Source organism: Bacteroides sp. PHL 2737 (assembly GCF_004115325.2).
Lineage (GTDB): Bacteria > Bacteroidota > Bacteroidia > Bacteroidales > Bacteroidaceae > Bacteroides > Bacteroides hominis.
The window spans coordinates 1,368,992-1,387,956 of sequence record NZ_CP040630.1; the positions used below are offsets into that span (position 1 = coordinate 1,368,992).

At 43.6% G+C, this 18,965-nt stretch carries 12 protein-coding genes; all 12 read left to right on the forward strand.

The annotated features are described in order from the left end of the window. The first annotated feature begins 2 nt into the window (after nt 1-2). Nucleotides 3-1,850 carry a RagB/SusD family nutrient uptake outer membrane protein gene (locus DBK98_RS05780; RefSeq protein ID WP_005796696.1) on the forward strand — a complete coding sequence of 616 codons (1,848 nt, stop codon included), beginning with the start codon at nt 3-5 and terminating at the stop codon, nt 1,848-1,850. Nucleotides 1,851-1,870: 20 nt separating this feature from the next. After that, a complete protein-coding gene (locus DBK98_RS05785) occupies nt 1,871-2,563 on the forward strand; it encodes a DUF3823 domain-containing protein (RefSeq protein WP_005812087.1) in 693 nt (230 codons plus the stop codon). 99 nt (nt 2,564-2,662) lie between these two features. Then, the gene (locus DBK98_RS05790) at nt 2,663-3,088 is read left to right on the forward strand and encodes a hypothetical protein (protein WP_005812085.1); all 426 of its coding nucleotides are present in this window, start codon (nt 2,663-2,665) and stop codon (nt 3,086-3,088) included. Between the two features lie 93 nt (nt 3,089-3,181). Further along, nucleotides 3,182-4,159: a family 43 glycosylhydrolase gene (locus DBK98_RS05795; protein WP_032536452.1), complete on the forward strand. Its 978-nt coding sequence runs from the start codon at nt 3,182-3,184 to the stop codon at nt 4,157-4,159. A 681-nt stretch (nt 4,160-4,840) separates the two neighbouring features. Continuing rightward, a complete protein-coding gene (locus DBK98_RS05800) occupies nt 4,841-5,959 on the forward strand; it encodes a glycoside hydrolase family 76 protein (RefSeq protein WP_005812081.1) in 1,119 nt (372 codons plus the stop codon). Nucleotides 5,960-5,987: 28 nt separating this feature from the next. Beyond that, nucleotides 5,988-8,150, forward strand: coding sequence for a hypothetical protein (locus DBK98_RS05805; RefSeq protein WP_032536451.1), 2,163 nt, complete (start codon nt 5,988-5,990; stop codon nt 8,148-8,150). A 26-nt stretch (nt 8,151-8,176) separates the two neighbouring features. Beyond that, a complete protein-coding gene (locus DBK98_RS05810) occupies nt 8,177-10,657 on the forward strand; it encodes a glutaminase domain-containing protein (RefSeq protein ID WP_005822815.1) in 2,481 nt (826 codons plus the stop codon). A 118-nt stretch (nt 10,658-10,775) separates the two neighbouring features. Further along, nucleotides 10,776-13,061, forward strand: coding sequence for a GH92 family glycosyl hydrolase (locus DBK98_RS05815; RefSeq protein WP_032536450.1), 2,286 nt, complete (start codon nt 10,776-10,778; stop codon nt 13,059-13,061). Between the two features lie 39 nt (nt 13,062-13,100). Continuing rightward, on the forward strand, nt 13,101-14,567 hold the full coding sequence (locus DBK98_RS05820) for a glycoside hydrolase family 125 protein (protein WP_032536449.1): 1,467 nt from the start codon (nt 13,101-13,103) through the stop codon (nt 14,565-14,567). A gap of 142 nt (nt 14,568-14,709) precedes the next feature. Continuing rightward, nucleotides 14,710-15,846: an aldose epimerase family protein gene (locus DBK98_RS05825; RefSeq protein ID WP_005779199.1), complete on the forward strand. Its 1,137-nt coding sequence runs from the start codon at nt 14,710-14,712 to the stop codon at nt 15,844-15,846. 347 nt (nt 15,847-16,193) lie between these two features. Then, nucleotides 16,194-17,162 carry a glycoside hydrolase family 43 protein gene (locus DBK98_RS05830; RefSeq protein WP_032536448.1) on the forward strand — a complete coding sequence of 323 codons (969 nt, stop codon included), beginning with the start codon at nt 16,194-16,196 and terminating at the stop codon, nt 17,160-17,162. Nucleotides 17,163-17,900: 738 nt separating this feature from the next. After that, nucleotides 17,901-18,947, forward strand: coding sequence for a hypothetical protein (locus DBK98_RS05835; protein WP_032536446.1), 1,047 nt, complete (start codon nt 17,901-17,903; stop codon nt 18,945-18,947). The last annotated feature ends 18 nt before the right edge of the window (nt 18,948-18,965 follow it).

The window sequence follows — 18,965 nt, forward strand, 5'->3', positions numbered from 1 at the left end:
GTATGAAGAAGAAATATTTATTTTCGGTTATTGCTGCAGGACTTTTGTCATTGAGTAGCTGTAGTGGCTTTCTGGACCAAGATCCGGATACAATTATAACCAATGATCAATTATATAGTGATCCGGTTTTGATTAAATCTGCACTAGCCAAGTTGTACGGAGATATTACTTTTGGACAGAGATTAGATGCTCCAGAAGATTATACTTTTTTGGATGAATCTATTCGCTATTGGCGTGAAGAACGCCAAGACCAAGGACGTAATTGGTGGATACAATACAATTATGATTTGGTTAGAAAGATGAATCAATTTTTACAGGGATTAAGAGAGTCTACTGCACTTTCTGATACAGAAAAAGCTCCATTGGAAGGTGAAGTACGGTTGATGCGTGCTTGGTACTATTTCTGTTCTTGCCGCGTATTAGGCGGGGTGCCTATAGTAGGTGATGAAGTGTTTGATTATACACCGGGTATGGATATTACTACTGTCCAGATTCCACGATCAACAGAGGCTGCGACTTATGATTATATCATAAACGAATGTCATACTATTGCAGATATGATGAGCAGAGAGACAAATAAAAATTCTGCTCGTGCTAATAGATGGACCGCTAAAATGCTAGAGGCTCGTGCTGCTTTGTATGCTGCTTCAATAGCTAAGTATAATGCTATGATGGTAAATCCTTTAAAAACAGAAGGTGCTGAGGTGGGTATTGATGCTAGTAAAGCAAATAGTTATTATGAAATAGCTTTAACTGCTGCTCAAGAGGTTATTACTTCCTCTCCTTATTCTTTGATGAAAACCAATTCTACAAAGTGGCAGGACTTAGCTGATAATTTCTATAACGCGATCTGTGAGAAGAATGGCAATACTGAGGTTATGTGGGTGCGTGATTATGTATATCCCGGTCAGACACACGGGTTTACAAAGTCCTGTATACCTCGTAATATGAATCAAGATGTGGAATCATCTATGATGTCTGTTCTGTTGAATCTGGTAGAAGCATATGAACCATTGTCTACTTCTACTCCGGGTGTAGCTGCTAAATTTGAAACGGGTAATGTACAAGATCCTGTTTTCTTTGATACCCCGACTGAATTGTTTACGGCCCGTGATCCTCGTTTAGGAGGTACTGTGCTTTATCCTGGGTCATTCTTTAATGGGATGGAAACGGAACTGCAGGGTGGCCAGTTAAATAAAGAAAATGGAGCATGGACGATTAAAACAAGTACAAGAGGTACGCAAGATAGTGATGGCAATGTCATTACAGCTATTAGTGGACCTTACGAACCACGTGATGACCGTCAATGTAATAGAACGGGTTTTTATATTCGTAAATTCTTGGATACTACTCCGTCTGCGGGTACAATAGGTCGTGGTTCTGAGATGTGGTCACCTTATTTCCGTTTAGCAGAAGCATACTTGATAGCTGCAGAGGCCTCCTTTGAATTAAAAGGTAGTACAACTGAATCTTTGGGTTATATCAATGCTATACGTGAACGTGCTGGTGTACAACCATTGACGGCTTTGACTTTTGAGAATATAGTTCACGAGAATCAAGTTGAGTTTGCTTTTGAAGGACATCGTTGGTGGGATTTGAAACGCTGGCGTTTGGCTGATAAAATTTGGAATGGTGACAGCAATAATCCTTCTGCACAACGTCGTGGCTTATGGCCTTATTTAGTGGTAGATAAAGGAGACGCAAATCATGGAAAGTGGGTTTTCTTTGAGAAGAATATGACCGAAATTTATCCTTATCCGTTGAAATTTGAACTTAGACATTATTATGGTGAGTTTGAGAATGGTTGGTTGAATAATAACCCGAAATTGGTGAAAAACCCGTATCAATAATTTTTAATTCGTGGAATACAATGAAAATCAAAACTATATTTTCGACACTGCTGTTAGGCTTGATAGTAACTACTACAAGTTGTACAAAAGATAACTACGATGCTCCGGAATCTACATTGATGGGACGTATCGTTTACAAGGGAGAACCTTTGCAGTTGCGTGGTACTAGTGAAGCTATCCAACTTCAGCTTTATCAAGATGGATACGAAAAACATGATCCGATCAGTGTTTTTGTTGGTCAGGATGGTGTGTACTCTGCCAAACTATTTGACGGTGAGTATAAAATGGTAACTAGAGACCATAATGGTCCTTGGGTGAATAGCCGTGATACTACCATTATTCAAGTAAAGGGTAATACTACGCATGATGTAGAAGTAACTCCATTCTATACTATTTCTAATGCTGATATTTCATTAGCAGGTAATACAGTTAAGGCTAACTTTACTATTAATAAAGTTGCCGGAACTAAAATTGATCGTATCATTTTGTTGATGAATACCACTAATTTTGTAGATGATGTTTGGCATAATATTCTGCGTGCAGATGATGCTGACAGAGAAAGTGTATGGAATGCAGAAGGAGCTTATTCTATGGAACGGGATCTAACAGATAACGATGCTTTCCAAAAAGCAAAAACTGTTTTCGCTCGTGTATGTGTTTGGTCTTCTGGCGCAGATCAGGGAATTTACTCTCCTGTGGTCCGACTGAAATAATTTATATCAATGTTTAATAGGGAAAAGGGTATCCGGCTTTCCTGATACCTTTTTCTTTTTTTAGTAAACTTTTTATTAATTTTTAAATTTTATGTTATCATGAATAAGAAATTTTTTATAACTGCGTTAGTGTTAGTATCTTTAGGTATGACAAATGTGATGGCTAATACGTCGGATAATGAACAAATTGAGGTAAGTAGTGTGGATAAAGTGGCTACTACCGAATATTATTTGGAGATTGGTACTCAGAGTGGTTCCGGTTTGTTTGAAGAAATAGAATTATTGGATCCTACTAAGAAAGTCTTGAGAATTAAAACAAAACGTGGTGGAAGAGTAGAGATATTCTGTCATGTAGATAATGGTGATTCTTATAGATTGTGGTATACAGCAGATAGTTGGACCGGGGAGATAATAACCGAAGAAATTAAAGCAAATCGTTTTACCATCAGTACTAGTTATAATGAGAGTAGCAGTAGCTCTACGATTAAATATGAAACTCGGTATTATTATATCAGAGAAAGATAAATTAATAGCTTGTTAAATCAAAAGTTTCCCCTTATTTAGATCACATTCCGAAGATTCTGAATAAGGGGACTTTTCTTAATTTATATATTCAGCATGAAGAAACTTTTATTTTCCCTTTTTACTGTTTTTTCTTTCTGTGTTCCTTCCATTGCACAGCAGTATTCCAACCCCGTTATTAATTACAGCCTTCCCGACCCTACGGTTATCAAGGCAGATGATGGTTATTATTACCTGTATGCAACGGAAAATATCCGGAATCTCCCTATTCACCGATCGAAAGATATGGTAAACTGGAGCTTTGTGGGTACGGCTTTTACCAATGAAACCCGCCCTACATTCGAGCCGAAAGGAAATCTTTGGGCGCCGGATATAAATAAAATCGGTGATCGGTATGTGATGTATTACTCCATGTCTGTTTGGGGTGGAGAGTGGACCTGTGGGATTGGTGTGGCTACGGCAGATAAACCTGAGGGACCTTTTACCGATCATGGGAAACTGTTCCGCAGTAACGAAATCGAAATTCAGAACTGTATCGATCCTTTCTATATAGAAGATGGCGGCAAGAAATATCTTTTTTGGGGGAGTTTTCATGGCATTTATGGAGCCGAGTTGAGTGATGACGGACTCTTACTGAAAGAAGGAATGAAACCACAGCAGGTGGCAGGCACAGCCTATGAAGGAACTTATATTCACAAGCGGGGAGGTTACTACTATTTGTTTGCTTCCATCGGGCGCTGTTGTGAAGGGTTAAAGAGTACCTATACCACGGTAGTGGGGCGGTCAAAACACTTATTCGGTCCTTACGTAGATAAAAAAGGGGCATCGATGCTGGAGAATCACCACGAAGTGCTGATTGATAAAAATGCAGCATTCGTGGGCCCCGGGCATAACTCTGAAATCGTAACAGATGATAAAGGAGCGGACTGGATGTTTTATCACGCTGTCAGTGTAGCCAATCCTGAAGGAAGAGTGTTGATGCTCGACCGTGTAAACTGGAAAAAAGGGTGGCCTGTTGTAGAGGGGGATACACCGTCGTTGCAAGCAAAAGCCCCTGTTATCCGGCACAAATAAGGGGGTAAACATCAGTATTCTGCTATACTTCTAATGGTCTGTATACCGATATGCTACGTCTTATTCCGTTATCTCTATCTCGTCCCGCATACCCGGGCTGACGGGCCCGGGTATGCGGGCTCATGGGCACAGGCACGCGGGCTCATGGGCCCGGGCATACGGGACGGGGTAAACATCGCACCATTTTCAGCTAAGTAATAGGGAAAAACAAAATGCTTTATACGGCATATTTGCTTAGAAAACTCGACTTTATTCTTTGTGAATCAGTTCTTTATTCTGAATTATTCTCCTAAAACAGTGGGTGGAAGATGGAAGATACAGGTGGAAGATAAACGGGCTGAAAACGCGATCTTCCACCAAGTCATCCTGCTGATTATTAGAATGATAATCGTTGAAAGGTGGAAGATGGAAGATTGGAATGCATTTTTTGTATGAGAGACGGCATAGCGAGAACTACAAATGAATTCTTTTCATATTGCTGAATGTGTTTCTTGGTCACGCAGAATATGGAATGAACAAATTCAGGTCAAAAGCCTGCTACAAATGTTCCAATATTGATATTAAGTGTTCTATCCCTTGTTTTTGGTCAGTTTTTGCTATTTATTGAATAATAATTATCCTCCTTTCTCCAATATTTCCCCAATCTTTGTAACATCAAAATTTAAAATCTGAGGCAAAGACATGAAAAACAAAGTACTGACCCTGGTAACTATCTTATTAATTCTTCCCTGTACACTCGCATGGGCCGCTCAGCCCGGGGATGGAAAACTGAAGCACTTTACGAAGAAAGACGCAACGACGGCAATCGATGCTTTTCATTCTACTTTTTATAATCCGGAGATGAAACTGTATGCCATTTCTTCGGATATGAAAGGAAGAGCTGCCATCTGGGTACAGGCTATCTATTGGGATATGATTATGAACGCGTATAAACGTACGAAGGCTCCTGAATATCGCCGGTTGATAGAAGAGGTGTATCAAGGCGGATACGAACAATACGATAAATACAATTGGGACAATAAAATAGAATGGTTTATTTATGACGATATGATGTGGTGGATTATTTCGTTGGCGCGTGCTTACGAAATCACCGATGATCCGAAATATCTGGCACATGCCTCTTCGGGATTCTACCATGTCTGGAAAGAGTCGTATGATAAAGAGCGGGGTGGCTTGTGGTGGAACTTCAAGCACGATGGCAAGATGGCTTGCATCAACTATCCGACTACGGTGGGTGCCATGACTCTTTATAATGTAACCAAAGATCCCGACTATCTGGAAAAGGCTAAAAATGTATATGCATGGTCGAGGGATGTTTTCTTCGATAAAGAGAAAGGCCGTATAGCAGACAATATGCACTATCATTTCCAGAGACAGAATGGTATGGATATTGACTGGACCACCCAACTTTATAATCAGGCTACATTCATCGGATCGGCAGTGATGCTTTACAAAGCAACCGGCGAAAAGTCTTACTTGGACGATGCCATTCTGGCTGCGGACTATGTTCGCAACGAGATGTGTGATTCTGACGGACTGCTGCCGTTCAAGAACGGAGTGGAACAAGGTATTTATGCCGCCATCTTTGCACAGTACATCATTCGCCTGATAGAAGATGGCAATCAGCCTCAGTATATGGATTGGTTACGCCACAACATAGACGTGGCGTGGAACAACCGGGATATGAAACGCAACGTGACATTCAAAGATGCAGCCAAACCCTGTCCGACAGGTGTGATGGAAAGCTATGATGCCAGCGGATGTCCCGCTTTGATGCAAGTGATTTCTCCATTCAAATAACAACACAAACACGTGACAACACAAACACATGAGTAAGAGGGTATTAGTTTTGATTGGTTTGTTTTTGGCCTGTGGCGGCGTCTATTCTCAAACCGCCACAGGCACAAAAACGAATTTCCAGACAGCAGAGCCGTGGAAACCGGAAACAGATGTGCGTGCCGATGCCGTGATGGTATACGGAACGCTGGATAAGAAAGGCGTTACTTTTGAGCAACGCGTACAATCGTGGAGAGACAAAGGATACCGGGCCGAGTTTATGACAGGGGTGGCCTGGGGAGATTATCAGGATTATTTTCTTGGAAAATGGGATGGGGTGAAAGATCACCTCAAAGAGGGGCAGCGTGACCGCGAAGGACGGGAAATTGCGCACGGGCACCTGATTCCTTATATCGTACCTACCGAGAGCTTTATCCGTTACATGCAGGAAAAGCAGATCAAACGGGTGATCGATGCGGGCATTACTTCTATTTATCTGGAAGAACCGGAATTTTGGATGCGGAGCGGATATAGTGAAGCTTTCAAGTCCGAATGGCAGAAATATTACGGATTTCCCTGGAGAGATCAACAGGAATCTCCTGAGAATACGTACTTATCGAATAAACTGAAATATTATCTTTATTATAACGCTCTTAACGAGATATTTACGTATGCCAAAGCATATGGAAAATCGAAGGGGCTGGATGTGAAGTGCTTTGTGCCTACACATTCACTGGTCAATTATACGTCGTGGCAGATTGTAAGCCCCGAAGCGAGTCTGGCTTCGCTGGATTGTGTAGATGGATATATAGCGCAAGTCTGGACAGGAACTGCCCGCGAACCGAACTATTATAACGGAGTGAAGAAAGAGCGGGTATTTGAGAATGCTTTTCTCGAATATGGATGTATGAAATCGATGACGGCTCCGTTGAACCGTAAGATGTATTTTCTGACGGACCCTATTGAAGATCGGGCGAAGGACTGGCTTGACTATAAGATAAACTATCAGGCTACTTTTGCTGCCCAACTGATGTATCCGACAGTAGACACGTACGAGGTGATGCCTTGGCCGGATCGCATTTATCAGGGATTGTATCGTGTGGCGGGGACAGACCGGAAAGAACGTATTCCGCGTGACTACTCTACACAAATGCAGATTATGGTAAATACGCTGAACGATATACGGACTTCGGAAACCCGGGTAAGCGGTACGCACGGCATCGGAGTGCTGATGGCAAATTCACTGATGTTCCAGCGCTTTCCCGACCACGATGGTTATGACGATCCGCAATTCAGCAGTTTCTATGGGCAGACCTTGCCATTACTTAAAAGGGGAATACCGGTAGAATTGGTACATATGGAGAATACTCCGTTTGAGGAGACGTTTGAAGGGTTGAAAGTGTTGGTCATGTCTTATTCGAATATGAAGCCGATGGAATCCCGTTACCATGATTTCCTGGCAACCTGGGTGAAAAAAGGGGGAGCCTTGATTTATTGTGGTGAAGATATTGACCCCTATCAGTCAGTACTGGAATGGTGGAACTCCAATGGTAACCGGTATAAAGTCCCTTCGGAACATTTGTTCGAAAAGCTGGGACTGGATAAGTCGCCTGTCAACGGGACTTATTCTTGTGGGAAAGGAACAGTGACCGTCCTGCGTGAGGATCCGAAACATTTTGTGCTGAAAAGTGGGAATGACCAACGATATTTTGACACGGTTTCGGCTGCTTACAGAAAGACTGCCAAGAAAGAAATAGAACTGAAAAATAGTTTCCTGCTTGAACGGGGACCCTATACCATTGCTGCCGTATTGAACGAAAGCGTCTCTGATGCTCCGATGGAACTTTCGGGATTATATATCGATCTGTTTGATAAAGATCTTCCGGTGCTGACTCGTAAAGTAATTCGTCCCGGTGAACAGGGTTATTTATATAATGTCGATCGGGTTCCGGGCCGGACAAAGGCAAAAGTCCTTTGCGGTGCTTCCCGGATATATGATGAAAAGATAGGAAAACGCAGTTATTCATTTGTTGCGAAAAGCCCGTTGCATACAACCAATGTTTCGAGAGTGCTTCTTCCGAAACAACCGCGACGGGTTTGTGTGAACGGGAAAGAAGAACTTGAACCGGGAAAATTGTGGGAAGAGCGTTCGGGTACCTTACTGTTGAGGTTTGAGAATGATCCCGCCGGCGTGCAAGTAGATATTGAATGGTAAAAACTATAAAAAAAGAATCTGAAGTTATGAAACTTAAACTATCGACTCTGTTCTTAGGTGCAGCCGCCATGCTGAGCAGTTGTGGTGCACCGCAGGACATCAAGAGTGACAAAAATGAGTTGCGTGCGCCGGCTTATCCGTTGGTGACAATTGACCCTTATACCAGTGCCTGGTCGTTTACGGATAATCTGTATGACGGACCGGTGAAACACTGGACGGGTAAGGATTTCCCGTTCCTGGGTGTTGCCAAGGTAGACGGACAGATTTACCGTTTCATGGGAACGGAAGAACTGGAACTGCTCCCGCTGGTAAAGACCTCGGAACAGGGCAAGTGGACGGCTAAGTATACAACAACGAAACCGGCTGACGGCTGGCAAAATGCCGATTTTAATGATGCTGCATGGAAAGAAGGCGAGGGCGCTTTCGGTACTATGGAAAATGAAAGTACAGCCAAAACCCAATGGGGAGAAGAGTATATCTGGATACGCCGTAAAGCGGATATTAAAGACAACCTGCAAGGTAAAAATGTATATCTGGAATATTCTCACGACGATGACGCCATCATCTATGTGAATGGCGTGAAGGTGGTGGATACCGGTAACTCGGCTAAAAAACACATGCTTGCCAAACTGCCGGAAGAGGCTGTGGCCGCACTGAAACAGGGAGAGAACCTGATTGCAATTTACTGTAACAACCGTGTTGCCAACGGTCTGATCGATTGCGGTCTGTTGGTAGAGAAGGACAATACACAGAACTTTACTCAGACAGCCGTGCAGAAATCAGCAGATGTGCAGGCAATGCAGACCAATTACGAATTTACTTGTGGACCGGTGGATCTGAAACTTATCTTCACTTCACCTCTCTTTATGGACAATCTCGATTTGATGGCTCGTCCGGTGAACTACCTTACATATGAAGTAGCTTCGAATGATGGAAAAACACATAACGTAGAACTTTATTTTGAAGCCGGTCCGCAGTGGGCACTCGACCAACCTCATCAAGAAGCCGTAGCCGAAAGCTTTACCGAAGGTGATTTGGTATACCTCAAGACAGGAAGCCGCAATCAGGAAATATTGGGTAAAAAAGGCGATGATGTCCGCATTGACTGGGGATATTTCTATCTGGCTGCTGACAAGGAAAACAGCACTTGTGCAACCGGAGATGGAAAAACACTGAGAAAGAGCTTCATCGACGGACAACTGACTTCATCGAAAACCGATGGAAGTGATAAGTTGGCATTGGTTCGCTCACTGGGTGAAACGAAGAAAGCAGAAGGACATCTGCTCCTGGGATACGATGATTTATATTCTGTTCAGTATTTTGGTGAGAACCTCCGTCCGTACTGGAATCGTACCGGAACCGAAACCATTCTGTCACAGTTTGCAAAAGCCGATAAAGAGTACGATGCATTGATGGATAAATGTGCCGCATTCGATGCCAATCTGATGAAAGAAGCCACCGAGGCCGGTGGGCGTAAATATGCCGAGCTCTGTGCGCTGGCTTATCGCCAGGCTATCGCTGCCCATAAGTTGGTGGAAGCTCCGAACAAGGACCTGCTGTTCCTTTCAAAAGAAAACTTCAGCAATGGTTCAATCGGTACGGTAGACATCACTTATCCTTCTTCTCCTTTGTTCCTTATGTACAATCCGGAATTGGCAAAAGGTTTGATGAACCACATCTTCTATTATAGCGAAAGTGGAAAATGGAACAAGCCGTTTGCCGCACATGATGTAGGTACTTATCCGTTGGCTAACGGTCAGACATACGGTGGCGATATGCCGGTAGAAGAATCGGGAAATATATTGGTACTGACTGCTGCTGTCGCTGCTGTTGAGGGGAATGCCGACTATGCTCAGAAACATTGGGATGTACTGACCACCTGGACGGATTATCTGGCAGAATACGGTCTGGATCCGGATACCCAGTTGTGTACAGACGACTTTGCCGGACACTTTGCACACAACGCCAACCTGTCTATCAAAGCCATTCTGGGTGTAGCATCTTATGGCTACCTGGCTGATAAGTTGGGCAAGAAAGAAGTGGCTGAGAAATATACACAGAAAGCCAAAGAAATGGCTGCCGAATGGGTGAAGATGGCAGATGACGGTGATCACTACCGCCTGACCTTTGACAAGCCCGGAACTTGGAGCCAGAAGTACAATCTGGTATGGGATAAACTGATGAATCTGCAGATATTCCCTGAAACAGTTGCACAGAAAGAGATAGCTTACTATCTTGGCAAGCAGAACAGATATGGATTGCCGCTGGATAACCGTGAAACTTATACCAAGACCGACTGGATTATGTGGACTGCTACACTGGCACCGGATAAAGCCACATTCGAGAAGTTTATCGACCCGGTTTACCTGTTCATGAACGAGACTACCGACCGTGTACCGATGTCTGACTGGGTATTTACCGATCGTCCCAACCAGAGAGGTTTCCAGGCTCGTTCGGTAGTAGGCGGATACTATATCAAGATGCTTGAGAAGAAGTTGAAAAAATAAGATTCTGTCACAGGTTACACGGATTTTCACAGGTTAATCATTTTTCCCATTGATATTGAAGATTAAAAAATCTGTGTTAATCCGCGTAATCTGTGGTGAATTTAAAACCATTATTATCATGAAGAAATTAGCGCTATTACTTGTTGGCGTACTGGGTACTGCTCTTTGTACTTTTGCAAAGAACACAACAGAGCCGGTGGACTATGTGAGTCCGTTGGTTGGTACCCAGTCAAAACATGCTTTGTCTACCGGAAATACATATCCGGCTATTGCCATGCCTTGGGGGATGAACTTCTGGGTGGCACAAACCGGGAAAATGGGTGACGGATGGGCTTATACGTATGATGCTGATAAAATCAGAGGGTTTAAACAAACTCACCAGCCCAGCCCGTGGATTAATGACTACGGGCAGTTTGCCATTATGCCTGTTACGGGAAAGGTGGTATTCGATCAGGATCAGCGCGCAAGCTGGTTCTCGCATAAAGCTGAGGTTGCCAAACCGTATTATTATAAAGTATATCTGGCCGATCATGATGTAACTACCGAGATTGCTCCGACCAGCCGTGCGGCTATGTTCCGTTTCACTTTCCCTGAAAGCAATGACTCTTATGTGGTGGTAGATGCTTTCGACAACGGTTCGTATGTGAAGGTGATTCCGGAAGAGAATAAAATCATCGGATACACGACCAAGAACAGTGGAGGTGTACCCGAGAACTTTAAAAATTACTTTGTACTGGTTTTCGATAAACCGTTCACTTTCACTGCGGCAGTAACCAACGGTAATATCCGTCCGGGTGAATTGGAATCGAAAGATAAACATGCCGGTGGTATTATCGGTTTCTCCACCCGTCGTGGAGAAACGGTAAACGTGCGTGTCGCTTCCTCCTTCATCAGTCCCGAACAGGCTGAACAGAACCTGAAAGAACTGGGCAAAGACAATCTGGAAGCTGTTGCTGCCAAAGGACGCCAGGAGTGGAACAAGGTGCTGGGACGCATTGAGGTGGAAGACGATAATATGGATCATCTCCGCACGTTCTATTCTTGTCTGTATCGTTCGGTACTCTTCCCGAGAAGTTTTTATGAACTGGATGCCAAAGGAAGCCCGGTACATTACAGCCCCTACAATGGGAAAGTCTTGCCGGGTTATATGTTTACCGATACCGGTTTCTGGGATACTTTCCGTTGCCTGTTCCCGTTCCTCAACCTGATGTATCCTTCGATGAACGAAAAGATGCAAGAAGGATTGGTGAATACTTATAAAGAGAGTGGATTTCTTCCCGAATGGGCAAGCCCGGGTCACAGAGGCTGTATGGTAGGAAACAATTCCGCTTCGGTAGTGGCCGATGCCTATCTGAAAGGTCTGAAAGGATACGAGATAGAAACCCTCTGGGAGGCAGTGAAGCATGGTGCGAATGCTGTTCATCCGCAGGTTTCCTCTACCGGACGTCTCGGTTACGAGTATTACAATAAACTGGGTTACGTACCCTACAATGTAGGTATTAACGAGAATGCCGCCCGTACGCTGGAATATGCTTATGATGACTGGTGTATCTATCAACTGGGCCGGGCGCTGAATAAGCCCGAAGAAGAGATAGCCGTCTATGCACAGCGTGCCATGAATTATAAGAACCTGTACGATAAAGAACATAAGCTGATGCGTGGCAAGAATAAGGACGGACAATTCCAGTCACCATTCAACCCGCTGAAGTGGGGTGACGCTTTCACCGAAGGAAACAGCTGGCATTATACCTGGTCCGTATTCCATGATCCTCAGGGACTGATCGATCTGATGGGCGGACAGCAAGGATTCAACCAAATGATGGACTCGGTGTTTATCCTGCCTCCTGTATTTGATGACAGCTATTACGGTGGTGTGATTCATGAGATCCGTGAAATGCAGATCATGAATATGGGACAGTATGCCCACGGTAACCAGCCTATCCAGCATATGCTTTATCTGTACAATTACTCGGGACAACCGTGGAAAGCACAGCATTGGATTCGTGAAGTGATGGATAAACTCTATACACCCAATCCTGACGGTTATTGCGGCGACGAAGACAACGGGCAGACATCGGCCTGGTATGTGTTCTCTGCAATGGGATTCTATCCTGTATGTCCGGGAACGGATCAGTACGTGATGGGTACACCGTACTTCAAGCAGATGAAACTGCATCTCGAAAATGGCAAGACGGTGGTAATCAGTGCACCGGGTAATAGTGATGAAAACCGTTACATCGCGTCGATGACTGTAAATGGTAAGTCGTCAACCCGCAATTACCTGACACATAAAGAACTGATGAACGGTGCGAAGATCACGATGAAAATGTCGTCTACTCCCAACAAACAGCGCGGAGTGCGTGAATCGGATTTTCCATATTCGTTTTCTAAAGAAGTTCGTTGAGGCTGCAAAAAAGATAACTTATATAAACCAATCAAGATTATGCCAGGAAAAAACTCAAAGAAAATGATCGGGGCATGTGTCGTAACTGCGGCATTGCTCTGTGTACCTTCGGTTCTGAAGGCAGAAGGTATGTTGTCACATTATACTTGTGTGGCAGATGCTATTCAGAAAGACAACCGTCCGGAACCGGCTAAACGTCTGTTCCGTTCACAGGCAGTAGAAAATGAAATTATCCGCGTACAGAAGTTGTTGCGTAATTCGAAGTTGGCCTGGATGTTTACCAACTGTTTTCCGAATACGCTGGATACCACCGTACACTTTCGTATGGGCAAGGATGGCAAACCTGATACTTTTGTTTATACCGGAGATATTCATGCCATGTGGCTTCGCGACTCGGGCGCCCAGGTATGGCCTTATGTACAGCTCGCCAACTCCGATCCGGAGTTGAAAAAAATGCTTGCCGGAGTGATCAACCGCCAATTCAAGTGTATCAATATCGATCCGTATGCCAATGCGTTCAATGACGGTCCTAAAGGCGGCGAATGGATGAGTGACCTGACGGACATGAAGCCTGAACTGCATGAACGTAAATGGGAAATCGACTCACTCTGCTATCCCTTGCGTCTGGCTTATCAGTACTGGAAGACAACAGGTGATGCCAGTATCTTCGATGAAGAATGGATACAGGCGATTACCAATGTATTGCGTACTTTTAAAGAACAACAGCGTAAAGACGGTGTAGGCCCGTATAAGTTTCAGCGTAAGACAGAGCGTGCACTCGACACGGTGACTAACGACGGACTGGGTAACCCGGTGAAACCTGTCGGACTGATTGTTTCTACTTTCCGTCCTTCGGATGATGCTACTACACTGCAATATCTGGTTCCTTCGAATTTCTTTGCCGTGTCTTCGCTTCGTAAGGCAGCCGAGATTCTGACAACGGTAAATAAAAGGACCGCTTTGGCCAACGAATGTAAGGCTTTGGCAGATGAAGTGGAGACAGCCTTGAAAAAATATGCTGTTTACAATCATCCCAAATACGGAAAGATCTATGCTTTCGAGGTAGACGGTTTTGGTAACCATATGCTGATGGACGATGCAAACGTTCCGAGTTTGCTGGCTATGCCTTATCTGGGCGATGTTTCACTGGACGATCCGATTTATCAGAATACCCGTCGCTTTGTGTGGAGCCTCGACAATCCTTACTTCTTTAAAGGTAAGGCAGGCGAAGGCATTGGCGGACCGCATATCGGTTACGATATGGTATGGCCTATGAGTATCATGATGAAGGCTTTCACCAGCAAAGACGATGCAGAAATCAAGTCGTGCATTAAAATGCTGATGAATACGGATGCGGGTACAGGCTTTATGCACGAATCGTTCCACAAAGACAATCCGGAGAAATTTACCCGTGCCTGGTTTGCGTGGCAGAACACTTTGTTCGGCGAATTGATCCTGAAACTGGTGAACGAAGGTAAAGTGGATATGCTGAATAGTATACAATAAGAATATAACGAAACAGAAAAGAATACGATTCACCACAGATTACGCGGATTACCACAGAATTTTTGATATAAAGTCTCAATAGGACAATTTATTAATCTGTGGAAATCTGTGTAATCTATGGTGAACTCAAAACAGTTTAATCATGAAGAAATTAGCTGTATGGGCACTTGGTGCCCTCTTTGTAGCCGGTTGTGCAAAGACAGAACAGACTACTACGGATTCCGGTTTGGTGAAGAGTAACTTCCGGACTGAAGTGAACGGAAAGAAAACCGATTTATACGTACTCCGGAATCAGAACAACATGGAGGTTTGTGTCACTAACTTTGGCGGACGCATCGTTTCGGTGATGGTTCCCGGTAAAGACGGGGTGATGCGTGATGTGGTACTTGGCTTCGATTCCATTCAGGATTATATCAGCAAACCTTCGGATTTTGGTGCGAGCATAGGCCGTTATGCCAATCGCATCAATCAGGGAAAGTTTACGCTGGATGGTGTTGAATACCAGTTGCCGCGCAATAACTACGGACATTGCCTGCATGGTGGTCCGAAGGGATACCAGTATCAGGTATATGATGCTCTTCAGACCGGTCCTCAGGAACTTGAACTGACCTATCGCTCAAAAGACGGTGAGGAAGGTTTCCCCGGTAACATTACTTGCAAAGTAATCATGAAACTGACAGACGATAATGCGATTGATATTCAGTATGAAGCCGAAACTGACAAACCGACTATCGTCAACATGACCAACCACTCTTATTTCAATCTGGATGGTGATGCCGGCAGCAACGCAGATCATCTGCTGACTATCGACGCCGATTCTTACACTCCGGTGGACAGCACCTTTATGACTACAGGTGAGATTGTGACAGTGGAAGGTACTCCGATGGACTTCCGCACACCGACTCCGGTTGGTGCACGTATCAACGATTTTGATTTTGTTCAGTTGAAGAATGGCAATGGCTACGATCATAACTGGGTGCTGAATGCCAAGGGAGATATTACCCGGAAAGCCGCAACTCTCGAATCGCCCAAGACAGGTATCGTACTCGATGTATATACCAACGAACCGGGTATTCAGGTGTATGCCGGCAACTTCCTCGATGGTTCGCTGACCGGAAAGAAAGGCATTACTTACAATCAACGTGCTTCTGTCTGTCTGGAGACTCAGAAATATCCCGATACACCGAACAAGCCCGAATGGCCTTCGGCTGTGTTGCGCCCGGGTGAGAAATATAACAGTCATTGTATATTCAAGTTCTCGGTTGACAACGGCAAATAATCACAAGCGTTTTTAGTTGTATTGGCATAAGGAACATAGGATCCGACGGGTCTGATTCTATATCCTTATGCCTTTTTTAATTCCTTATGTTCATACCACAACACATACACAAACTAAAGGTAAGATTGATACCGATAACCTGTTGAAGTTAGACTGGTTTCAGTTTAATAAGCGCCGAAGAAAATAGTCGGTTGGCTTAATACTGATCAGAAACGAATACGATTCACCACAGAGGACACAGAGAACACAGAGTTTTAATCTCTTGTTTATTAAGATGTTTAAGAGAAAGATATTCTCTGTGTTCTCTGTGTCCTCCGTGGTGAATTAAACTCAAAACCCTTACAGTTATGAAAAAGAAAATGATTATTGGCGGGACAATGTTGCTGGGATTACTGATTACGTTTTGTTCGTATACAGGAGTTACTGAAAAGCCGGACATCCCCGAAGTGAAAGCTATGGGAGAGTCGGTTCCATTGGGTGATCCATTCATTCTGTTGCACGACGGCGTTTATTATGCCTATGGAACGCATGCGGCAGATGGCATTGAAGTCTATACTTCAAAGGACTTGAAGCGGTGGAAACTGCATGGGCTGGCACTGAATAAAGAAGATGTGTGGGCGGATAGCCGCTTCTGGGCACCTGAGATTTATGAGATCCATGGTAAGTTTTATATGTATTATACGGCGGACGAACACATCTGCGTAGCGATTTCCGATTCACCCGTAGGACCGTTCAGGCAGAAGGAAAAGAAACCAATGATAGCTGACGAGAAAATGATCGACAGTTCGTTGTTTATTGATGATGACGGGAAGCCGTATCTTTTCTTTGTCCGGTTCAACGACGGCAACAACGTGTGGGTAGCCGAACTGGAAAATGATTATATGACGATCAAAGCAGAAACCATGCGTCCTTGCGTTCATGTGTCCCAAGCATGGGAAGAAGTCTGGCCTCGGGTCAACGAGGGCTCTTATGTGCTTAAACACAAGGGGCTGTATTATATGACCTATTCCGGCAATAGCTTTGAAAGTCCGTTCTATGGGGTAGGCTGTGCTACGGCAACCGATATAATGGGCGAATGGACCAAATATGATGAAAACCCTATTTTGCAGAACCCCGGTACTTTGCAGGGTGTAGGGCATAGCGCTATGTTCAAAGATAAAGAGGGTAAACTTCGTATCGTTTATCATGCACATAAGGATAAAGAGCATATTCATCCGCGTGGAATGTATATTGGTTCTGTCAGCTTTCAAAAGGTGAATGGTGTGGACCGTATGCGCATTAGCAAAGATTATATTACTGCAGAGCTGGTAAAGTAAAGCAGAGAGAGTGATTTGACAATATGATCCTGTTTTCCTGTATCAGCTTTCAAAAAGTAACTGAAATGCTTTTTCTGATAACTGCCTCTTCCTTTCTTTCTGTTCAACCGGAAGGATAGGAGGGCGATAGCCGGGGTAAATGCAATGAAAAGCCGGACTTTTGGGACTCTGAAGCCGGCATTTCCCGGAAAAGAAGTAAGCATCCGGCACAAAAGAAGTAAGTATTTACTCTGAAAGAAGTAAGCAATTTCCGAAAATGCTTACTTCTTTTTTGAAAATCTCCTAATGTTTTGCCCGATTACATATATTGTTCCGGAATAGAGAGATTATTTTCCTCCTTTCTTTTCTGGTTGACAAGTACAGGAGATCCCTCTCTGACTTTCTAAAAGCACTTTCTTTTTACGAAAAACAAACATGAGTGCTCTTGGTTCCCCCTTTGGGCATTCATTGTGTTGTGAAAACGTCCGGATTCCTGCAATATGATAAACCGAAAAATGAAATGGAGACGATTTTTAGTACGAACCTGGCTAATGTACTGAAATAATCGAACCTGAGAAGGGCTGTTTAGCAAACTGTCAAAAAGCTATATGGCATGTTTCTTTTGATGCCGAACTAATTTATAAAGGAGCAGATTTCATTTGTTTCTTTCGTAATTCTGATTTGAGGTTGTTATCTTTGTTGCGATAACTTTAAAGGGCAGTATTAAGAAAACACACATTCTTCATTTTAGACGCGATTATGGTTAAACTCTTATTGATATGTCTGGCAGCGATAGTGATGATCTCTTGCGGATCGGAGCAGGAAAAGTTAACTGTGTATATTTCCGATACGTGTACGGATACTCTTCAACACGAAATCTTCTTGTCGGAAGAAGAAGGACTGAATATTTTCTATGATTTGTGTGTAACTGATTCTTTTTGTGCTTTTTTGGACGCACGTAATGATACATTATTAAAGATTTTCACAGTTACAGTTCCTCCTGCTTTTGTCGGATTGGGGATGAAAGGAGAGGGGCCGGATGATTTTCTTTTTCCTTTTTTTGAGAAGTCGATAGGCAGGGGAGGCAAGGGAAAACTATCGTTCATTGAATTGAATAGTTGGAATAAAAAGACTGTTGCGATTCATTCGGCAGCATCTCCCGGTCCTGTCGCTGTTTCTGTTGTTGAGGCACAACAATTGCCGGAGATGCCTGTAGTCAGGGATTATAATGAAACAGACTCTTGTGTATATGGCATTGATGTAGATATGCAGCATGGTTTGTTTTTCATTTATGATAAGCATACTGCCCGGGTTAAGACAGTGGATTATCATCGTGATATTAAGTCCGGATATCCGGAAGGACATTTATCTTATCTATACGAGAGCTGTTTAATGGTAAATCAAGATGCAAAGGCAGCTTGTACGGGATTGCTGAACCTGAACTCTCTCTGTTTTTATGATTTAAAAGGAAATCTGATGAAAGAAATAGTAATAGGGAAAGAGCTGAAATACCCGGACTATGATCCTGAGTTTCTTGATTTTCCGAATGCACCTAAATATTTCATTTCTCTTTGTGGCACCCCCAATTATCTTTATGCCCTTTATAACGGTTTCCCGGGTACTTCGGGTAAATCAAAGATTATGGTCTTTACCTGGCAAGGTGTTCCGGTTGCCATTTATCACACAGATGTAAAATTGGAGAGAATTGCTGTTGATCCATCCGGCAGATATGTATTGGGACTGAATATAACGGAAGAGGGAGGGAGTGATGTGTTGAAGTTTGACCTTCCTCTTAATGAAGTTTAACTCTGTTAGGTGCTTATA